Source organism: Lysobacter terrae (assembly GCF_054782215.1).
Genome location: NZ_BAAGSX010000001.1, coordinates 880,932 through 898,196, shown reverse-complemented (window position 1 = coordinate 898,196; position 17,265 = coordinate 880,932). Strand labels below are relative to the sequence as shown.

Here is a 17,265-nt window from a genome sequence, read left to right as displayed (position 1 = left end):
GAGGCTGGCGCCCCGCAGCGGGTGCTGTCCGAACGGTGAGGCTGCCCTCACCTCAACCCCTCACCTTTGGACACCCTTCGGGCGCCGCGAACGGGAGAGGGAGAGAAGGATCAGGCGTTGTGGTTGTCGGTGTACGGGATCAGGGCCAGGAAACGGGCGCGCTTGACGGCCGTGGCCAGCTGGCGCTGGTACTTCGACTTGGTGCCGGTCACGCGGCTCGGCACGATCTTGCCGGTTTCGGTCAGGTACTGGCGCAGGGTGTTGAGATCCTTGTAGTCGATCTCCTTGACGCCCTCGGCCGTGAACTTGCAGAACTTGCGGCGGCGGAAAAACTTGGACATGTCAGTACTCCTTAGGCGGCTTCGGCTTCGTCAGCGGCGGAGTCGGCATTGCCGATCGCGCTGTCGCTCTCATCGTCACGGCGACGACGCTCGGGCTTGTCGCCCTTCTCGTCCTTGAACTTCATGATCAGGGACTGCTCGGTGTCGGCCGCGTCGCGCTTCATGACCAGGTGGCGCAGCACCGCATCGTTGAAGCGGAAACCGTCGACCAGCTCGTTCAGCACGCTCTGGGTGCACTCGATGTTGAGCAGGACGTAGTGGGCCTTGACCAGGTTCTCGATCGGGTAGGCCAGCTGGCGGCGGCCCCAGTCTTCGAGACGGTGGATCTTGCCTTCGCCGCCTTCGATCAAGCTCTTGTAGCGCTCGATCATGGCCGGCACCTGCTCGCTCTGGTCCGGATGGACCAGGAACACGACTTCGTAATGACGCATGTTTGTTTCCTTGTGGATGCCGGGCGCAGGCACGAAAGCCGCATCCCGGGCAGCCCCCCGACGGCCGGGATTAGCCGCGGTGGAGCAAGGTCTCCCACAGCCTTCGCCGCGGGAGCCGGAAATTATGGCAGAGTCAATGGGTTACGGGCAACCAGCCGGGGCTGGCGGCCCCTATTTCTGCTTTTCGGCGATCCAGGCGTCGATATGGCGCTCCAGCGCCTGCAGCGGCACCGAACCGGTCGCCAGCACCTCGTCGTTGAACTCCCTCACGTCGAAGCGGTCGCCCAGCGCGCCCTTGGCCCGGGCCCGCAGCTCGGAAATCTTCAGCTGGCCGATCTTGTAGGCCAGGGCCTGGCCCGGATCGCCGATATAGCGGTCGATCTCGTTGACGATGTCCTGGTCGGTCTTGGGCGCATTGTCCTTGAAGAAGGCGATCGCCTGGTCCCGGCTCCAGCCCTTGGCGTGCATGCCGGTGTCGACCACCAGGCGCACCGCGCGCCACATCTCGTAGGCGAGCTGGCCCATGCGGTCGTAGGGATCGTCGTACAGGCCCATGTCGAAGCCCAGCTGCTCGGCGTACAGGCCCCAGCCTTCGCTATAGGCGACGAAATAGGCCGTGCGCCGGAACATCGGCGCGTCCGGCAGCTCCAGCGAACGGGCGAACTGGAAGTGATGCCCCGGCACGGCCTCATGCAGGGACAGCGGCATCATTTCCCAGGTCGGCCGGACTTCCGGCTTGTACAGGTTGACGTAGTAGAAGCCGGCGCGGCTGCCGTCGGCCGCCCCCGCCTGGTAGTACGCGGTGGTCGTGTCCGGTGCGATGTTGTCCGGAATCGGCCGCACGCCGTAGGGCTGGCGCGGGATCGTCTTGAATGCCTTCACCAGCTCCGGGTCGATCCGCTTGGCGACGTCCCGGTAATGCGTAAGCAGCGCCTGCGGCGTCTTGTCGAAGAAGCGCGGGTCGCTACGCAGGAAGGCGAAGAATTCCGGCAGCGAGCCCTGGAAACCCACTTCCGCCTTGATCTTCTCCATCTGCGCACGGATGCGCGCCACTTCCTTCAGGCCGATGGCATGGATCTGGTCCGCCGTGAGGTCGGTGGTCGTGTAGTAGCCCGCCAGATAGTCGTAATAGGCCTTGCCCTCGGGCAGATCGGTGGCGGCGATGGTCGCGCGCGTCTTCGGCAGGTATTCGCCGTTGAAGTAGGTCTGCAGGCTGCGGTACGCAGGCACGATGCGCTCGCGGATGATGCGTTGCGCCTGCGCCTGCAGGTCGGCGCGGTCGGCCTGTGGCACGCCGTCGCGGAACTTGACGAAGGGGCGATAGAACGGGCTCTGCAGCGGGTCCGCTACGATCTGCGCCGCGATCTGCCGCGGCACGCGCTGCATCAGCACCTTGGGCGGCACGATGCCGGCCTTGGCGCCTTCGCGCATCAGGGCGATGGTCTGCTCGACCACGACCGGCACCGCGTCCATGCGCTTGAGCCAGTCGCGGTAGTCCTGGGTACTGGCGAACGGCAGCACCTCGACCACGCCATCGAGCGTCTGCACGCCGCCCTGATGGCTGATCGGCTGCAGGTAGGTGCGGAACTTCTGCCGCGCTACCGCCTTTTCCTGCAGCCACTGGAAGGTGTCGTAGTTGAGCTGATCCGCCGCCGACAGCGCATTGCGGTCGATGGCGCGCAGCCGCGCCAGTGCGGCGCGATCGGCGGCTTCACTGGCGTGGATCGCCGTCAGGCTCGCATCGCCCCAGCGGTCGTTGTAGCGCGGATCGCCCTGGTAGCTGGCGTTGACCGGATTCTCGCGCAGGCCGCGCTCCCATTCCTGGTCGAACAATTGGTGCAGCGCCTGGGTGGCGTCGTTCGACTGCGCCTGTGCGGGCGCGGCGAACGCGAGCAGGATCGCCGCGGTAGCGGCCAAGTTGCGAAACATGAGGTGACTCCCCGACATGGACCGCGGGAGTCTAGCGTGGCGATTTCCTTCGCCCACCCTGCCTAAGGTTGGGATCGGGCGACCGGGCAGCGATCAGGCCGCGCGATCGGCCTCGGTGGTGAAGCTCTCGCCGCAGCCGCATTCGGCGCTGGCGTTGGGATTGCGGAAGATGAACTGCTCGCCCAAGCGCTGCTTCACCAGATCGATTTCGGTCCCCTCCACCAGCGGCAGGCTCGTGGCGTCGACATAGATGCGCACGCCGTCCTGTTCGAACACGGTATCGCCCTCGCGCTGGTCCTTGGCCAGGTCGGCGAAGTGCTGCCAGCCCGAGCAGCCGGTGCGGGTCACGCCGAAGCGCAGTCCGATCGCATCGGGCGTCTCGACGAGATAGCGCTGGACGCGGGCGAGAGCGGCGGGAGCGAGAGTGACGGCCATGGGACTCCGGTGGTTGCTTGCTGATGCCTGCGCATTATCGCGCAGCGATACGGGACGGAGCGAGATCACCCATGGAATGCAGCGCACCCGTCCAGGTAGAGGTCAGGGTCCGTATCCCCCAAAAGGCCGCTGCCGGAGCGTCGGGGCGTTCTAGTAGACTTCCGCCTTTCCCCATATCGGCCCGCGGCGGCCAGGATTCAAGGCATGACGGTGGTCAGCGTCGAACATGCGCTCGCAGGCAAGCTGCCTGCCGGCGGCGAAGTCACGGTCCGCGGCTGGGTGCGCACCCGGCGCGACTCCAAGGCCGGGCTCAGCTTCGTCAATGTCAGCGACGGCTCCTGTTTCGCGCCGATCCAGGTGGTCGCGCCCGCGACCCTGGCGAACTACGAATCCGAGGTGAAGCACCTCACCACCGGCTGCGCGGTGATCGCCACCGGCACGCTGACGCCGTCGCAAGGCCAGGGGCAGGCCTTCGAGATCCAGGCATCCAAGCTGGAAGTGGTCGGTTGGGTCGAAGATCCGCTGACCTATCCGATGCAGCCCAAGCAGCACTCGCTGGAATACCTGCGCGAATTCGCCCACCTGCGCCCACGCACCAACCTGTTCGGCGCGGTGACGCGTATCCGCGACTGCCTGGCCAAGGCGGCGCACCGCTTCTTCCACGAGCAGGGCTTCTACTGGATCTCCACGCCGATCATCACCACCTCCGACGCCGAAGGCGCCGGCCAGATGTTCCGCGTGTCCACGCTGGACATGGCCAATCTGCCGCGCGATGGCCAGGGGGGTGTCGACTTCGGCCGCGACTTCTTCGGCAAGGAAACCTTCCTGTCCGTGTCCGGCCAGCTCAACGTCGAGGGCTACTGCCTCGCCCTGAGCAAGGTCTACACCTTCGGCCCGACCTTCCGCGCCGAGAACAGCAACACCTCGCGCCACCTGGCCGAGTTCTGGATGATCGAGCCGGAAATCGCCTTCGCCGACCTCAACGAGAACGCGAACGTCGCCGAGGCCTTCCTGAAGTACATGTTCCGCGCGGTGCTCAACGAGCGCATGGACGACATGGCCTTCATCGCCGAACGCGTGCAGCCCGACGCGATCACCCGTCTGGAGTCCTTCATCAACGCGCCGTTCGAACGCATCGACTACACCGATGCGATCACGCTGCTGCAGAAGTCGGACAAGAAGTTCGAGTTCCCGGTCGAATGGGGCCTGGACCTGCAGACCGAACACGAACGCTGGCTCACCGAGGAACACGTCGGCCGCCCGGTGGTGGTGATGAACTACCCCGAGCACATCAAGGCCTTCTACATGCGCATCAACGACGACGGCAGGACCGTCGCCGCGATGGACGTGCTGGCGCCGGGCATCGGCGAGATCATCGGCGGTTCGCAGCGCGAAGAGCGCCTGGACCTGCTGGACGCACGCATGGCCCAGTTCGGCCTGGATCCGGCGCACTACGGCTGGTACCGCGACTTCCGCCGCTACGGCACCGTGCCGCACGCGGGCTTCGGGCTCGGCTTCGAGCGGCTGGTGGTTTACGTCTGCGGCCTGAGCAATATCCGCGACGCGATTCCTTATCCGCGCGCACCGGGTAGCGCGGAATTCTGATGAGCTGCTCCCGGCTTGCGCCCGGATGATGACAACACGACATGATCCTGTTCTTCGCCCTCCTCTTCGTCGCCACCGCCATCGCCGGCGCGTGCGCGTTCGTGATCTTCTGGCCGCTGTCGCTGGTGCATATCCGCGACCGGCATCCGCAGATCGGCGCGCAGTTGGGCCCTGGAGCCTTCCTCAATCCCACGGCCCTGGGCTGGCTGTTGCGTCGCGGCTATATCGCGGCGAACGACCGCAATCTCACCGGCCTGGCATCGCCGGCGCGCACGTCGCTGCTGACGATCATCATCGCCCTGATCCTGGCCGGCTTGTTGTGGGCCTTGTCGCTGGTGGTAACCGCATGAGCAATAGAGACGACGCGCACGACGAATGGTGGCTGGCGACGCTGGGCCGCACGGTCGTGTGGGCACGCCTGCGCATCCACGAGGCCGGCACCGCCGAGGTTTTCGACAGCGACGGCGCCACCCTGCCCTACGACAGCGCGGACACAGCGCGCGCGGCATTGATGGACGCGGAATTCGTCGCCCTCGACGGCCTCGACGCCGACGATGCAGCCGTTCGCGGCTTCGCCCTGGATGAGCTGGTGCCGCCGCAAGCCGAGGACGACGCCGCGCTGCGCGGATGGATGATCCAGAAACTGCCGCCGCGCCACTGACGCATGTACCGTCCCGCGGCCTTCGTCGAAAACGATCTGACGGCGCTGGATGCGCTGATCGAGCGCGACAATTTCGTCACCCTCATCACCGTGCGCGACGGCCTGCCCACGGTGAATCACCTGCCGGTGCTCTATCGCCGCGACGGCGAGACGATCGAGGCCAGCGCCATCGAAATCCGCGGCCATTGGGCGCGTCCCAACCCGCAGGCGAAACACGCCGGGCCGGCGACGCTGGTCGTGCACGGCCCGCACGCATATGTGTCGCCGTCGTGGTACCCCGACAAAGAAGTCGAAGCGCGCGTCCCGACCTGGAACTACGCGACCGCCCACCTCGCCGGCACGCTGGAAACCTTCGACGACGAGGCTTCGCTGGCCGGTATCGTCAACGATCTCAGCCGCCAGCACGAGGCCCGCATCGGCCGCGACTGGCGCTTCGAAATCGAACGCGACGACCACCGCGTGCAACTGCGCGGCATCGTCGGCTTCCGCTTCCGCGTGGACACCGCGACGCTGAAGTTCAAGCTCAACCAGAATCACCCCATCGCCAACCGCAACGCAGTCGCCGCCGAACTCGAACGGCAACCGCTCGACGCGAGCCGCGACGTCGCCGCGCTGATGCGCGCACGCACTCCGAAGGAAGACTGAGCTCATGGATCTCGACCTCAACGGCAAACACGCGCTCGTGTGCGGCGCCAGCCAGGGCATCGGGCTGGCCACGGCGAAGGCGCTGGCCGAACTCGGCGCCGACGTCACCCTGCTCGCCCGGCGTGCCGATGTGCTGGAGCGCGTCGCCGCTGAATTGCCGCGGCCGCGTGCTTCGCAGGTCCATGGCTGGATCGCCGCAGACACCGCCGACCTGGAGCGCCTGCGCGCGCAGGTCGAAGCGCTGTGCGCGGGCAAGCCGGTGCACATCCTGGTGAACAACAGCGGCGGCCCGCCGCCCGGCACGGTTCGCGGCGCGGAGATCGCGGCCTACGAGGCCGCCTATCGCCAGCATCTGCTCGCCAACCACGTGCTGGCCGAAGCGGTGCTGCCAGGCATGGAACGCGACGGCTATGGGCGCATCGTCAACGTGATCTCGACCTCGGTGAAGGAGCCGCTACGCGGCCTGGGCGTCTCCAACTCGACGCGATGGGCCGTGGCCAGCTGGGCGAAGACGCTCGCTACCGAGGTCGCGCCGAAGGGAATCACGGTCAACAACGTATTGCCGGGCTCGACTGAAACACCGCGAATCGAACAGATCATCGAATCCACCATGGCCAAGACCGGCCAGGACCGCGATTCGGTGTACGCGAAGATGGCCGCGGAAATCCCGATGGGGCGCTTCGCCCGTCCGGAGGAAACCGCGGCGGCGATCGCCTTCCTGTGTTCGCCCGCGGCGTCCTACATCACCGGCATAAACCTGCCGGTCGACGGCGGCCGCACCCGTTCGCTCTGATATCGTCCCGAATCCCGACGCCATCCGGCAAGGACCGCCCATGAATGCAGTAGTCGTCGCCGACGAACGCCGCACCGCCGATCGCGTGCCCTATGCCTCGCGGGTGATGGTCCTCGGCCGGGAGTCCGCCTGGTTCGCGCAGCTGATCGATCTGTCCGAAGGCGGTTGCAGCATCTTCCGTCCCGCCGGCTTCGCACTGGGACCGGACGATCTGGTTCGGCTGTTCTTTCACGAGAACGACGAAACCGCCGTCGCCGTCGTCGATGCGCGCGTGGCACGCGTCAGCGAGCACCGCGTCGGCCTCGAATATCACGATACTCAGACGATTCCGCCGACGCGCCCGGCCCAACAATGACTGCCGTACGGACGCCGCGCCGGTTAAGCTTGGCAGATGCGTCTGACTCATTGGATCGACGGCGAATCTCGCGAAGCGGCCAGCGGCGGCTGGATCGAGGTATTCGACCCGGCAACGGCCCGCCCCTTCGCTGAAGTCGCGCGCGGCAACGCCGACGATGTCGAAGCGGCCGTGGCCGCCGCGGAAAAGGCCTGGCCCGCGTGGTCTTCGCTCGCCACCACCGAGCGCGCACGCTGGCTGGAACGCCTGGCCGATGCGCTGGAAGCCCGGCTCGACGACTTCGCCCACGCCGAATCGCGCGACGGCGGCAAGCCGATCCGCCTGGCGCGCGAGGTCGAGATTCCGCGTGCGATCTCCAACCTGCGCTTCTTCGCCCACGCGGCCACGCAGTTCGCCAGCGAATCGCATCACGGCCAGGCCGGACTGAACTACACGCTGCGCGCACCGCTGGGTGTCGTGGCGACGATCTCGCCCTGGAACCTGCCGCTGTACCTGTTCACCTGGAAGATCGCGCCGGCCTTGGCCGCGGGCAATACGGTCGTCGCAAAACCATCCGAAGTGACGCCGGTGACGGCGACGATGCTGGGGCAACTGGCCGCCGAGATCGGTTTCCCCAAAGGCGTGCTCAACATCGTGCATGGCCTTGGCCCGGACGTTGGCGAACCGCTGGTCACGCATCCCAAGGTCAAGGCGATTTCCTTCACCGGCAGCACCGCGGTCGGCAAGCGCATCGCGTCGCTGGCGGCACCGCTGTTGCGCAAGGTCTCGCTGGAACTGGGTGGCAAGAATCCCACGCTCGTCTTCGCCGACAGCGACTGGCGCGCGCAGCTCGACACCATCGTGCGCTCGGCTTTCCAGAACAGCGGCCAGATCTGCCTGTGCGGTTCGCGCATCCTGGTCGAACGCCGCATCTACAGCGAATTCCGCGATGCGCTGGTGGAACGTGCGCTGGCCCTGCGCGTGGGCGATCCGATCGACGAGGACAACAACCTGGGCCCGCTCGTCTCGCAGGCCCATTTCGACAAAGTCACCTCCGCCCTGGCGCGTGCGCGCGACGAAGGCGGCCGCGTGCTCTGCGGCGGCAGCGCGCTGGATCGCCCGGGCTGGTTCGTCGCGCCGACGGTAATCGAAGGACTCGGTCCGGACTGCGCCAGCAACCGCGAGGAAATCTTCGGCCCGGTGGTCACGCTGCAAGCCTTCGACAGCGACGAGGAAGCCGTGCACCTGGCCAACACCGGCGACTACGGCCTGGCCGCTTCGCTATGGACGCGCGATCTCGACCGCGCCCATCGCGTCGCCGCGCAATTGCGCACCGGCATGGTCTGGATCAACACCTGGCTGATGCGCGATCTGCGCACACCCTTCGGCGGCACCGGCGCATCGGGCCTGGGCCGCGAAGGCGGCATGGAGGCGATGCGCTTCTTCACCGAAGCCAAGAACGTGGGCATCGCCCTGGGCGCGCCCCCCATGGGAACAGCATCACGATGACGACACTCGACGAACTGCTGCGCAACAACCGCGACTGGGCGGATGGCGTGCGCCGCGAAGACCCCGGCTTCTTCAAGCGGCTGTCGCAGCAGCAGGCGCCCAAGTATCTGTGGATCGGCTGCTCGGATTCGCGCGTACCGGCGAACCAGATCCTCGGACTGGCGCCGGGCGAAGTCTTCGTCCACCGCAACATCGCCAACGTGGTGGTGCACACCGACCTGAATTGCCTCTCGGTGATCCAGTTCGCGGTCGACGTGCTGAAGGTCGAGCACATCCTCGTCGTCGGCCACTATGGCTGCGGCGGCGTGCATGCGGCGCTCACCGGCACGCGCGTGGGGCTGGCCGACAACTGGATCCGCCACGTCGGCGATGCGGCGCTGAAACACGCCACGCTGCTCGAAGGCATCGACCTGGAATCGCTGCGCCACGCGCGCCTGTGCGAACTCAACGCGATCGAGCAGGCCGCCAACGTGTGCCTCACCACCATCGTCCAGGACGCGTGGGCGCGCGGGCAGTCGCTGTCGGTGCATGGCTGGGTCTACAGCCTGCTGGACGGACGGGTACGCGAACTGGGCATGGACGTCAGCGCCACAGACGAACTGCCGCCCGCTTACGAAACCGCGCTGGCGCGACTGCGCCCGCGCAGCGAGGACACCGCCGCATGAGCGACGCGATCAAGGCCAGCGCCGCACCCAAGCCCGTCGGCACGTATCCGCATGCGCGGCGCGTCGGCAACCTGCTGTTCCTGTCGGGCATCGGTCCGCGCGATCCGGCCAGCAACGAGATCGCCGGCAACGAATATTTCGCCGACGGCCGTGTACGCAAATACGACATCGAGGCGCAGACGCGTTCGGTATTCGCCAACGTGCGCGCTGTGCTGGAAGCCAGCGGCGCGCGCTGGGAGGACCTGGTCGACGTGACCGTCTACCTCACCGACATGGCCCGCGACTTCAAGGCCTACAACGCCGTGTGGGCCGAATACTTCCCGGACATCGACACCGCGCCCTGCCGCACCACGCTGGGCATCACCGCGCTGCCGACGCCGATCGCGATCGAACTCAAATGCACCGCCGTCGTCGCCGACGCCGGCGGCAAGGATTGATCCCATGTTGAACGCCCCGCTCAACCTGCAAGCCTGGATCGAAGAGCATCGCCACCTGCTCAAGCCGCCGGTCGGCAACAAGTGCATCTACGACGGCGACTTCATCGTGATGATCGTCGGCGGCCCCAACCAGCGCACCGACTACCACTGGGACGAGGGTCCGGAGTGGTTCTACCAACTGGAAGGGCAAATGATCCTGCGCATCCAGGACACGGATGCCGCCGGCAACTACGTTGCGCGGGACATTCCGATCAAGGCCGGCGAAACCTTCCTGCTGCCGCCGCGCGTGCCGCACTCGCCGCAGCGGATGCCCAATTCGATTGGCCTGGTGATCGAACGCAAGCGCCTGCCGCACGAGCTCGACGGTCTGCTGTGGTTCTGCGAGCAGTGCAACGAAAAGCTGTACGAAGAGTTCTTCCCGCTGAAGAACATCGAGACCGACTTCCCCGCCGTCTTCGACCACTTCTATTCCTCGCGCGAACACCGGACGTGCCGCAACTGCGGGCACCTCAATCCGGCGCCGTCGAAGTACGTGATGGCGGACACTTGATTACCGCGCTGAGCCCCTGATGCTGAAGATCGACACCCACGCCCACTACCTGCCGCGCGACTGGCCCGACCTCGCGCGCAAGTACGGCGACGACCGCTTCCCGGTCATCCACCACACCGACGACGGCCGCCACCGCATTTACAAGGACGGCAAGTTCTTCCGCGAGATCTGGTCCAAGACCTGGGACGCGCAGGAGCGCATCGACGATTACGCCCGCTTCGGCGTGCAGGTGCAGGTGATCAGCACCGTGCCGGTGATGTTCAGCTACTGGGCCAAGCCGCAGCACGCGCTGGAACTGCACCAGGCGCTCAACGACCACATGGCGGAGACCTGTCGCGATCATTCGCGGCATTACGCCGGCATCGGCACGGTGCCGTTGCAGTCGCCGCGGTTGGCGGTGCAGGAACTCGAACGCTGCATGGACCAGCTCGGCCTGCAGGGCGTGCAGATCGGGTCGCACGTCAACGACTGGAACCTGGATGCGCCGGAGCTGTTCGAATTCTTCCAGGCCGCCAGCGAGCTGGGCGCGGCCATCCTGGTGCATCCCTGGGACATGATGGGGACGCCGTCGATGCCGAAGTACTGGCTGCCCTGGCTCGTCGGCATGCCCGCCGAGCAATCGCGCGCCGCCTGCTGCCTGATCTTCGGCGGCGTGCTCGAACGCCTGCCCCGGTTGAAGATCTGCCTCGCCCACGGCGGCGGCAGCTTCCCCTACACCATCGGCCGCATCGAACACGGCTTCAACATGCGCCCCGACCTGGTCGCGACCGACAACCCGCGCAATCCGCGCGAGTACATCGACCAGTTGTATTTCGATTCGTGGGTGGCCGATCCGCTCGCACTGCGATACCTGCTCGACACCTGCGGAGTGTCGCGGGTGATGCTGGGCACCGACTATCCCTTCCCGCTCGGCGAACAGACGCCGGGCGCCGGCATCGAAGCGCTGCAGATGAGCGAGGCCGACCAGGCGCGCCTGTACCACGGCACCGCGCTGGAATGGCTGGGCCTCTCCAAATCCCGCTTTGCATAAGCACGTTCGCATGATGCATACGATGACCGACGACCTGTTTTCTTTCGCGCACGCCGATGCGCTCGATGCCGCCGATCCGCTGACCGCCCTGCGCCGTGAATTCCACATTCCCAGGCACGGCGGCCACGAGCAGGCCTACTTCGTGGGTAATTCGCTCGGCCTGCAGCCGCGCGGTGCGCGCGCCCACGTCGAGGAAGTGCTGGACAAGTGGGCCACCGAAGCCGTGGAGGGCCACTTCACCGGGCAGGCGCAGTGGATGCCCTATCACGAACTCGTGCGCGAACCGCTGGCGCGCGTCGTGGGCGCGAAGCCGACCGAAGTCGTGGCGATGAACACGCTGACGGTGAACCTGCACCTGATGATGGTCAGCTTCTACCGGCCCACGCGCGAGCGCCCGGCGATCCTGATCGAAGCCGGCGCGTTCCCGTCGGATCGCCATGCGGTCGCTTCGCAACTGCGCTTCCATGGCTTCGATCCGGAGACCGACCTGATCGAACTGGAGGCCGACGAACCCAACGGTACGATCTCGATGGAGGCGATCGCGCGTGCGATCGCGCAGCACGGTCCGCGCTTGGCGCTGGTGCTGTGGCCGGGCGTGCAGTACCGCACCGGACAGGCCTTCGACCTGAAGGAAATCGCGCGCCTGGCGCATGCGCAGGGCGCGATGTGCGGCTTCGACCTCGCCCATGGCGTCGGCAACCTGCAACTCGAACTGCACGATAGCGATGCCGACTTCGCCGTGTGGTGCCACTACAAGTACATGAACTCCGGTCCTGGCGCTGTCGCGGGCTGCTTCGTGCACGAGCGCCACGCCGCGACCGACCGTCCGCGCTTCGCCGGCTGGTGGGGCCACGACGTCAGCACGCGCTTCCGCATGGGGCCGCAGTTCGTACCGACCCACGGTGCCGATGGTTGGCAGTTGAGCAATCCGCCGATCCTCGGCCTGGCGCCGCTGCGCGCATCGCTGGAGCTCTACGACCGCGTCGGCATGCAGGCGCTGCGCGAACGTTCGCGCAGGTTGACCGGCTATCTGGAAAAACTGATCGGCGCGCGTCTGAGCGAGACGCTGCAGATCGTGACGCCGTCGGACCCGGTGCAGCGTGGCTGCCAGTTGTCCATCCGCGTGATCGGCGGCCGCAACATGACCGGTAGAAGCGCTGGCCGCGCCCTGTTCGAATACCTGCAAACCAACGGCGTGCTCGGCGACTGGCGCGAGCCCGACGTGATCCGTATCTCCCCCGCCCCGCTCTACAACACCCACAACGACGTGCTGCGTTTCGCGCAGGCCGTGGAGAACTGGACTCATGATGAGAGCGGGACCCATGACTGAGCCGCGTCACATCACCATCGTCGGCGCAGGCCTGGCCGGCGCGCTGCTGGCCACTCTGCTCGCGCAGCGCGGCTGGTCTGTCGACGTGTACGAAAAACGCGGCGATCCGCGCGTGCAGGGCTATGCCGGCGGCCGTTCGATCAATCTCGCCCTGGCCGAACGCGGACGCCATGCGCTGCGTCTGGCCGGCGGCGACGACGAGGTGATGGCGCAGGCGGTGATGATGCGCGGCCGCATGGTGCATTTCCTCGATGGCCGCACCGACCTGCAGCGCTACGGCAAGGACGACAGCGAGGTCATCTGGTCGGTGCATCGCGGCGAGCTGAATCTAATCTTGCTCGACCTCGCGCAACAAGCCGGTGCGCGGCTGCACTTCCACCGCGGCCTGGCGGCCGTGGATTTTGCGCATCGCAACGCCCAGTTCCGGGACGATCGCGACGGTAGCCTGCACGACGTCGCCTACGATTCGCTGATCGGCGCGGACGGCGCCGGCTCGGCCCTGCGCGCGGCGATGATGCGCGAACGCGACCTGGGCGAGCGCACCGAATTCCTCGGCCACTCGTACAAGGAACTGGAGATTCCACCGGCTGCCGACGGCGGCTTCAGCGTCGAGCCCAACGCGCTGCACATCTGGCCGCGCGGCCGCTACATGTGCATCGCGCTGCCCAACGACGAGCACACCTTCACCGTTACCCTGTTCCTGCCCAACGAGGGCGAGCCCAGCTTCCAGACGGTGAAGAACGGCGCCGATGCACGCGCCCTGTTCGAGCGCGACTTCGCCGATGCGGTGCCGCTGATTCCGCAGCTCGAGCGCGACTTCGAACAAAACCCCGCCGGCCTGCTGGCGACGCTATATCTGGACAACTGGCACATCGACGATAGCGCTGTCCTAGTGGGCGATGCGGCGCATGCGATGGTGCCATTCCACGGCCAGGGCATGAACTGCGCCTTCGAAGATTGCGTCGCACTCGCCGAGCACCTGCAACGCCACAGCGACCGTGCCGCCGCGTTCGCCGCGTTCCAGCAGGAACGGCTGCCCAACGCGCGCGCGATCCAGCAGATGGCGCTGGAGAACTACCTGGAGATGCGCGACCGCGTCGACGACGACGACTACCTGCTGCAGCGCGCGCTCGAGCGCCAGCTCGCCGATCGCCATCCCGACCGCTTCGTGCCGCGCTACGCGATGGTGACGTTCCGCCGCCTGCCGTACGCGGTGGCGTTCGAACGCGGGCGGATTCAGCGTGAACTGTTGGTCGAGCTGACCCGCGGACACAGTTCGCTGGACACCCTCGACTGGACGGCGGTGGATGCCGCGGTGCAGGCGCGTCTGTCGCCCCTGCCGGTGGAAGCATGAGCCTGCAGGCCGGCCGCGTGCGACCGTTCTGCTTCGATCACCCGCCCGCTCTCAGCCGTTGAGACCGGGCCGCGCTATACGCCTGCCATGCCTGCCAGCTTCCTCTTCTACGACCTCGAGACCTTCGGCTCCGATCCGCGCACCAGCCGGATCGCCCAGTTCGCGGCGATCCGTACCGACACCGACCTCAACGAGATCGACGAGCCGATCAGCATCTTCGTGCGCCCGGCCGACGATCTGCTGCCCTCGCCCGGCGCCACGATGGTCACGGGCATCGTCCCGCAGGTCGCGCTGCGCGAGGGCATGAACGAGGCCCAGGCGTTTTCGCTGATCTTCGACGAAATGGCGCGGCCGGAGACCTGCACGCTCGGCTACAACTCCCTGCGCTTCGACGACGAGTTCGTCCGCTACGGCCTGTTCCGCAACTTCTACGACGCCTACGAACGCGAATGGCGCGGGGGCAATTGCCGCTGGGACCTGCTCGACGTGCTGCGCCTGGCGCACGCCTTGCGACCCGAGGGGCTGGTGTGGCCGCAGCGCGAGGACGGCGCGACCTCGTTCAAGCTCGAACACCTGGCGCACGCCAATGATGTCCGCATCGGCGACGCGCATGAAGCGCTGTCCGACGTGCGCGCGCTGATCGGCCTGGCGCGCAAGCTTAAGCAGGCACAGCCTCGCTTGTGGGACTACGCACTGAAGCTGCGCGACAAGCGCTTCGTCGCCGGCCTGATCGACGTGGTGGCGATGGTGCCCGTGCTGCATGTGTCGCAGCGCTTTCCGGCCAGCCGCCTGTGCGCGGCGCCGGTGCTGCCGATCGCGCGGCACCCGCGCATCGACAACCGGGTGATTACCTTCGATCTGGGCCAGGACCCCAGTGCGCTGCTGCGGCTGTCGGCCGAGGAGATCGCCGATCGCCTGTACACGCCCCTCGCCGATCTGCCCGAAGGCGAGGTGCGCGTCGCGCTCAAGGAAATCCACCTCAACCGCTGCCCGTCGCTGGTGTCCTGGGACCATCTGCGCGCCACCGACTTCACCCGCCTGATGATCGATCCGCAGCAGGTGGCCGAACGCGCCGCGATGTTGCGCGAAGCCGGTCCGGCGCTGGCCGAGAAGGTCCGCCAGGTGTTTTCGTCGGAACGCGAGCGTCAGCCGGCCGACGTGGACGCCTCGTTGTACGACGGCTTCATCGGCGACGGCGACAAGCGCGTATTCGCGGAAGTGCGCGCCACGCCGCCGCAGGCGCTGGGGATGAAGACCTTCGGCTTCCGCGACCCGCGCCTGCCGGAGCTGCTGTTCCGCTACCGCGCGCGCAACTGGCCCGAGACGCTGTCACTCAGCGAGCGGGCGCGCTGGAACGATTACCGCCGCACCCGCCTGCGCGACGAACGCGGCCTGTCCGAATACAGCTTCGATGGTTTCCGCGCGGAAATCGCGGCCCTGCGTATCGCGCATGCCACCGATGGCGCCAAGCAGGTACTGCTGGACCAGTTGGAAGCCTGGGGCCGCGACGTGGAAGCCAGCCTGCGTGACGGCGTGCTGGAACCCACGCCCTAAACTACGCGCCCATGAGCACCTACTTCTCCGACGCCAGCTTCAAGTTCCTGCGCGGCCTCGCCCGACACAATGATCGCGAGTGGTTCCTGGCGCACAAGGCCGACTACGAAGCGCGCGTGCGCGAGCCCTTCCAGCGCCTGCTGACCGACCTGCAGCCCGGCCTGCTGGCGGTGAGCGAGCACTACCGCTCCGAACCCAAGGGCAATGGCGGCTCGCTGTTCCGCATCCATCGCGACACCCGCTTCTCCAACGACAAGGCGCCGTACAAGAACTGGCAGGGCGCGCGCCTGTTCCATGCGCGCAGCAAGCAGGTCGAAGCGCCGGCGTTCTACCTGCATCTGCAGCCGGGGCATTGCTTCATCGCCGCGGGCGTGTGGCATCCGCAACCGGAGACGCTGCGGCGCATCCGCCATTTCATCGTCGATAACCCGGGCAGTTGGAAGGCGGCGGCGCACGCCAAGGCCTTCCGCAAGCGCTTCGATCTCGACGACGACGAGATGCTGACGCGCATGCCGCGCGGCTTTCCCGCCGACTTCGAATTCGCCGACGACCTGCGCCGGCGCAACTTCGCCGCGTTCCGTTCGATCGACGACGCGACCATGACCGGGCCGCGGTTGCGCAAGACGCTGGAGGGCGACATGGCAGCGCTCGCGCCGTTCGTCGACTATCTCTGCGCGGCGCTGGATCTGGAGTTTTAGCGCCCGCATGTCCCGCATCCTCGTCTTCCAGCACGTCGCCGCCGAGCCGCTAGGCACGCTCGACCCGCTGATCCGGGCGCGAGGCCACCGCATCCGCTTCGCCAATTTCGACCGCCAGCCGAATGCGGAACCCAACGTGGACCGTTACCACGGCCTGATCGTGCTCGGCGGCCCGATGAACGTGGAGGATCGGGAACACCGCCAGCACCTGCGCACCGAGCTGCGCGCGATCGAACGCATGCTCGCCCAGGGCAAGCCCGTGCTCGGCATCTGCCTGGGCGCGCAACTGCTCGCGCACGCCCTGGGGGCACCGATCCAGCGGATACCCGAGCCGGAAATCGGCTGGTACACGCTGCAGACCACCGAAGCGGGCCGTCGCGACCCGGTGCTTTCGGCGCTGGGGGAAACCGCGCCGGTCTTCCAATGGCACAGCTATCACTTCGAAGTCCCGCAGGGTGCAGTGCATCTGGCGCGCACGGAGACATGCGAGCCGCAGGCCTTTCGCTACGGCGACAACGCCTACGGCTTCCAGTTCCACCTGGAGATGGACGAGCCCCTGATCGAACGCTGGCTGGCCAACCCCGCCTACCGCGAAGAACTCGCCGCGCTGGGCCATACCGACGAAGCGGCGGTACGCGCGCAGACCCGCGAACGCATCGCGCAAATGCAAGGCCATGCCGACGCGGTGTTCAACAACTTCCTCGACCTGATCGGCCGGCCGCAACGGCGCCACACGCTGCCGTCGCGCGAATGGGTGTGACGAGCGGTTCGGATCAGAAGAGCCGCGGCAGCCCCAGATAAGGCGCGGCGAACCAGTAGATGCCGAACACCACCAGCGCCCACATCAACAACTTCATGAAAAAACCGGCCACCTTGAAGGCAAGGTAGAGGCCGAGCACTACCAGGATGATGCCGATCCAGCTCATGTCGTGTCTCCGCGGAATGTGGCGAGCTTATCGCGCCT

Annotated in this window: 21 protein-coding genes; 16 read left to right on the top strand and 5 right to left on the bottom strand. The window is 66.8% G+C overall.

The genetic code is table 11. From position 1 onward, the window contains the following. Positions 1 to 110: 110 nt before the first annotated feature. The 4 genes from rpsR to ACYVJ8_RS04390 form a co-directional block, all read right to left on the bottom strand. Positions 111 to 341, bottom strand: coding sequence for a 30S ribosomal protein S18 (gene rpsR, locus ACYVJ8_RS04405; RefSeq protein ID WP_031372470.1), 231 nt, complete (start codon positions 339 to 341; stop codon positions 111 to 113). Positions 342 to 352: 11 nt separating this feature from the next. After that, positions 353 to 772 carry a 30S ribosomal protein S6 gene (gene rpsF, locus ACYVJ8_RS04400; protein ID WP_460709678.1) on the bottom strand — a complete coding sequence of 140 codons (420 nt, stop codon included), beginning with the start codon at positions 770 to 772 and terminating at the stop codon, positions 353 to 355. Positions 773 to 943: 171 nt separating this feature from the next. Further along, the gene (locus tag ACYVJ8_RS04395) at positions 944 to 2,701 is read right to left on the bottom strand and encodes a DUF885 domain-containing protein (RefSeq protein WP_460709676.1); all 1,758 of its coding nucleotides are present in this window, start codon (positions 2,699 to 2,701) and stop codon (positions 944 to 946) included. Positions 2,702 to 2,794: 93 nt separating this feature from the next. Further along, on the bottom strand, positions 2,795 to 3,136 hold the full coding sequence (locus tag ACYVJ8_RS04390; protein WP_460709674.1) for a HesB/IscA family protein: 342 nt from the start codon (positions 3,134 to 3,136) through the stop codon (positions 2,795 to 2,797). 204 nt (positions 3,137 to 3,340) lie between these two features. On the opposite strand from ACYVJ8_RS04390, the gene asnS reads away from it, so the two are divergent. The 16 genes from asnS (at position 3,341) to ACYVJ8_RS04310 (ending at position 17,061) form a co-directional block, all read left to right on the top strand. Beyond that, positions 3,341 to 4,741 carry an asparagine--tRNA ligase gene (asnS, locus tag ACYVJ8_RS04385; RefSeq protein WP_460709672.1) on the top strand — a complete coding sequence of 467 codons (1,401 nt, stop codon included), beginning with the start codon at positions 3,341 to 3,343 and terminating at the stop codon, positions 4,739 to 4,741. 41 nt (positions 4,742 to 4,782) lie between these two features. Then, positions 4,783 to 5,091: a hypothetical protein gene (locus ACYVJ8_RS04380; RefSeq protein WP_460709670.1), complete on the top strand. Its 309-nt coding sequence runs from the start codon at positions 4,783 to 4,785 to the stop codon at positions 5,089 to 5,091. Further along, a complete protein-coding gene (locus ACYVJ8_RS04375) occupies positions 5,088 to 5,402 on the top strand; it encodes a hypothetical protein (RefSeq protein ID WP_460709668.1) in 315 nt (104 codons plus the stop codon). Before ACYVJ8_RS04380 ends, ACYVJ8_RS04375 begins: the two co-directional genes overlap by 4 nt. Positions 5,403 to 5,405: 3 nt before the next feature. Beyond that, complete coding sequence (locus ACYVJ8_RS04370) at positions 5,406 to 6,047, top strand: FMN-binding negative transcriptional regulator (RefSeq protein ID WP_460709666.1); 642 nt, start codon at positions 5,406 to 5,408, stop codon at positions 6,045 to 6,047. Positions 6,048 to 6,051: 4 nt separating this feature from the next. After that, entirely contained in the window at positions 6,052 to 6,840 is a 789-nt protein-coding gene (locus tag ACYVJ8_RS04365) for an SDR family oxidoreductase (RefSeq protein ID WP_460709664.1), read from the top strand. Positions 6,841 to 6,880: 40 nt separating this feature from the next. Further along, positions 6,881 to 7,195, top strand: a complete 315-nt coding sequence (locus ACYVJ8_RS04360) for a PilZ domain-containing protein (RefSeq protein WP_460709662.1) — start codon at positions 6,881 to 6,883, stop codon at positions 7,193 to 7,195. A 36-nt stretch (positions 7,196 to 7,231) separates the two neighbouring features. Continuing rightward, positions 7,232 to 8,683, top strand: coding sequence for an aldehyde dehydrogenase (locus tag ACYVJ8_RS04355; RefSeq protein WP_460709660.1), 1,452 nt, complete (start codon positions 7,232 to 7,234; stop codon positions 8,681 to 8,683). Next, a complete protein-coding gene (can, locus tag ACYVJ8_RS04350) occupies positions 8,680 to 9,348 on the top strand; it encodes a carbonate dehydratase (protein ID WP_460709658.1) in 669 nt (222 codons plus the stop codon). Before ACYVJ8_RS04355 ends, can begins: the two co-directional genes overlap by 4 nt. Continuing rightward, positions 9,345 to 9,785 carry a RidA family protein gene (locus ACYVJ8_RS04345; RefSeq protein WP_460709656.1) on the top strand — a complete coding sequence of 147 codons (441 nt, stop codon included), beginning with the start codon at positions 9,345 to 9,347 and terminating at the stop codon, positions 9,783 to 9,785. The genes can and ACYVJ8_RS04345 overlap by 4 nt, the downstream gene beginning before the upstream one ends. A gap of 4 nt (positions 9,786 to 9,789) precedes the next feature. Continuing rightward, positions 9,790 to 10,335: a 3-hydroxyanthranilate 3,4-dioxygenase gene (locus ACYVJ8_RS04340; RefSeq protein WP_460709654.1), complete on the top strand. Its 546-nt coding sequence runs from the start codon at positions 9,790 to 9,792 to the stop codon at positions 10,333 to 10,335. Positions 10,336 to 10,354: 19 nt separating this feature from the next. Next, positions 10,355 to 11,365: an amidohydrolase family protein gene (locus tag ACYVJ8_RS04335; RefSeq protein WP_460709653.1), complete on the top strand. Its 1,011-nt coding sequence runs from the start codon at positions 10,355 to 10,357 to the stop codon at positions 11,363 to 11,365. 22 nt (positions 11,366 to 11,387) lie between these two features. Continuing rightward, on the top strand, positions 11,388 to 12,695 hold the full coding sequence (gene kynU, locus ACYVJ8_RS04330) for a kynureninase (RefSeq protein WP_460709652.1): 1,308 nt from the start codon (positions 11,388 to 11,390) through the stop codon (positions 12,693 to 12,695). Further along, positions 12,688 to 14,049 (top strand): FAD-dependent oxidoreductase, encoded by a 1,362-nt coding sequence (locus ACYVJ8_RS04325; RefSeq protein ID WP_460709651.1) that lies wholly within the window; start codon positions 12,688 to 12,690, stop codon positions 14,047 to 14,049. Before kynU ends, ACYVJ8_RS04325 begins: the two co-directional genes overlap by 8 nt. An 87-nt stretch (positions 14,050 to 14,136) precedes the next feature. Further along, a complete protein-coding gene (gene sbcB, locus ACYVJ8_RS04320) occupies positions 14,137 to 15,603 on the top strand; it encodes an exodeoxyribonuclease I (protein WP_460709650.1) in 1,467 nt (488 codons plus the stop codon). Between the two features lie 11 nt (positions 15,604 to 15,614). Further along, complete coding sequence (locus ACYVJ8_RS04315) at positions 15,615 to 16,301, top strand: DUF2461 domain-containing protein (protein ID WP_460709649.1); 687 nt, start codon at positions 15,615 to 15,617, stop codon at positions 16,299 to 16,301. A gap of 7 nt (positions 16,302 to 16,308) precedes the next feature. Then, on the top strand, positions 16,309 to 17,061 hold the full coding sequence (locus tag ACYVJ8_RS04310) for a type 1 glutamine amidotransferase (RefSeq protein ID WP_460709648.1): 753 nt from the start codon (positions 16,309 to 16,311) through the stop codon (positions 17,059 to 17,061). Between the two features lie 13 nt (positions 17,062 to 17,074). Here the strand turns inward: ACYVJ8_RS04310 and ACYVJ8_RS04305 are convergent, their stop codons facing one another. Next, positions 17,075 to 17,227 (bottom strand): hypothetical protein, encoded by a 153-nt coding sequence (locus ACYVJ8_RS04305; RefSeq protein WP_460709647.1) that lies wholly within the window; start codon positions 17,225 to 17,227, stop codon positions 17,075 to 17,077. Positions 17,228 to 17,265: the final 38 nt, after the last annotated feature.

Excerpts from the sequence above, each read along its gene's own strand:
- ACYVJ8_RS04325 (WP_460709651.1), top strand. The coding sequence starts at position 12,688 with ATGACTGAGCCGCGTCACATCACCATCGTCGGCGCAGGCCTGGCCGGC.
- ACYVJ8_RS04310 (WP_460709648.1), top strand. The coding sequence starts at position 16,309 with ATGTCCCGCATCCTCGTCTTCCAGCACGTCGCCGCCGAGCCGCTAGGC.
- asnS (WP_460709672.1), top strand. The coding sequence starts at position 3,341 with ATGACGGTGGTCAGCGTCGAACATGCGCTCGCAGGCAAGCTGCCTGCC.
- rpsR (WP_031372470.1), bottom strand. The coding sequence starts at position 341 with ATGTCCAAGTTTTTCCGCCGCCGCAAGTTCTGCAAGTTCACGGCCGAG.
- kynU (WP_460709652.1), top strand. The coding sequence starts at position 11,388 with ATGACCGACGACCTGTTTTCTTTCGCGCACGCCGATGCGCTCGATGCC.
- ACYVJ8_RS04335 (WP_460709653.1), top strand. The coding sequence starts at position 10,355 with ATGCTGAAGATCGACACCCACGCCCACTACCTGCCGCGCGACTGGCCC.
- ACYVJ8_RS04340 (WP_460709654.1), top strand. The coding sequence starts at position 9,790 with ATGTTGAACGCCCCGCTCAACCTGCAAGCCTGGATCGAAGAGCATCGC.
- can (WP_460709658.1), top strand. The coding sequence starts at position 8,680 with ATGACGACACTCGACGAACTGCTGCGCAACAACCGCGACTGGGCGGAT.
- sbcB (WP_460709650.1), top strand. The coding sequence starts at position 14,137 with ATGCCTGCCAGCTTCCTCTTCTACGACCTCGAGACCTTCGGCTCCGAT.
- ACYVJ8_RS04345 (WP_460709656.1), top strand. The coding sequence starts at position 9,345 with ATGAGCGACGCGATCAAGGCCAGCGCCGCACCCAAGCCCGTCGGCACG.
- ACYVJ8_RS04390 (WP_460709674.1), bottom strand. The coding sequence starts at position 3,136 with ATGGCCGTCACTCTCGCTCCCGCCGCTCTCGCCCGCGTCCAGCGCTAT.
- ACYVJ8_RS04395 (WP_460709676.1), bottom strand. The coding sequence starts at position 2,701 with ATGTTTCGCAACTTGGCCGCTACCGCGGCGATCCTGCTCGCGTTCGCC.
- ACYVJ8_RS04305 (WP_460709647.1), bottom strand. The coding sequence starts at position 17,227 with ATGAGCTGGATCGGCATCATCCTGGTAGTGCTCGGCCTCTACCTTGCC.
- ACYVJ8_RS04370 (WP_460709666.1), top strand. The coding sequence starts at position 5,406 with ATGTACCGTCCCGCGGCCTTCGTCGAAAACGATCTGACGGCGCTGGAT.
- ACYVJ8_RS04355 (WP_460709660.1), top strand. The coding sequence starts at position 7,232 with ATGCGTCTGACTCATTGGATCGACGGCGAATCTCGCGAAGCGGCCAGC.
- ACYVJ8_RS04360 (WP_460709662.1), top strand. The coding sequence starts at position 6,881 with ATGAATGCAGTAGTCGTCGCCGACGAACGCCGCACCGCCGATCGCGTG.
- ACYVJ8_RS04315 (WP_460709649.1), top strand. The coding sequence starts at position 15,615 with ATGAGCACCTACTTCTCCGACGCCAGCTTCAAGTTCCTGCGCGGCCTC.
- ACYVJ8_RS04365 (WP_460709664.1), top strand. The coding sequence starts at position 6,052 with ATGGATCTCGACCTCAACGGCAAACACGCGCTCGTGTGCGGCGCCAGC.
- ACYVJ8_RS04380 (WP_460709670.1), top strand. The coding sequence starts at position 4,783 with ATGATCCTGTTCTTCGCCCTCCTCTTCGTCGCCACCGCCATCGCCGGC.
- ACYVJ8_RS04375 (WP_460709668.1), top strand. The coding sequence starts at position 5,088 with ATGAGCAATAGAGACGACGCGCACGACGAATGGTGGCTGGCGACGCTG.
- rpsF (WP_460709678.1), bottom strand. The coding sequence starts at position 772 with ATGCGTCATTACGAAGTCGTGTTCCTGGTCCATCCGGACCAGAGCGAG.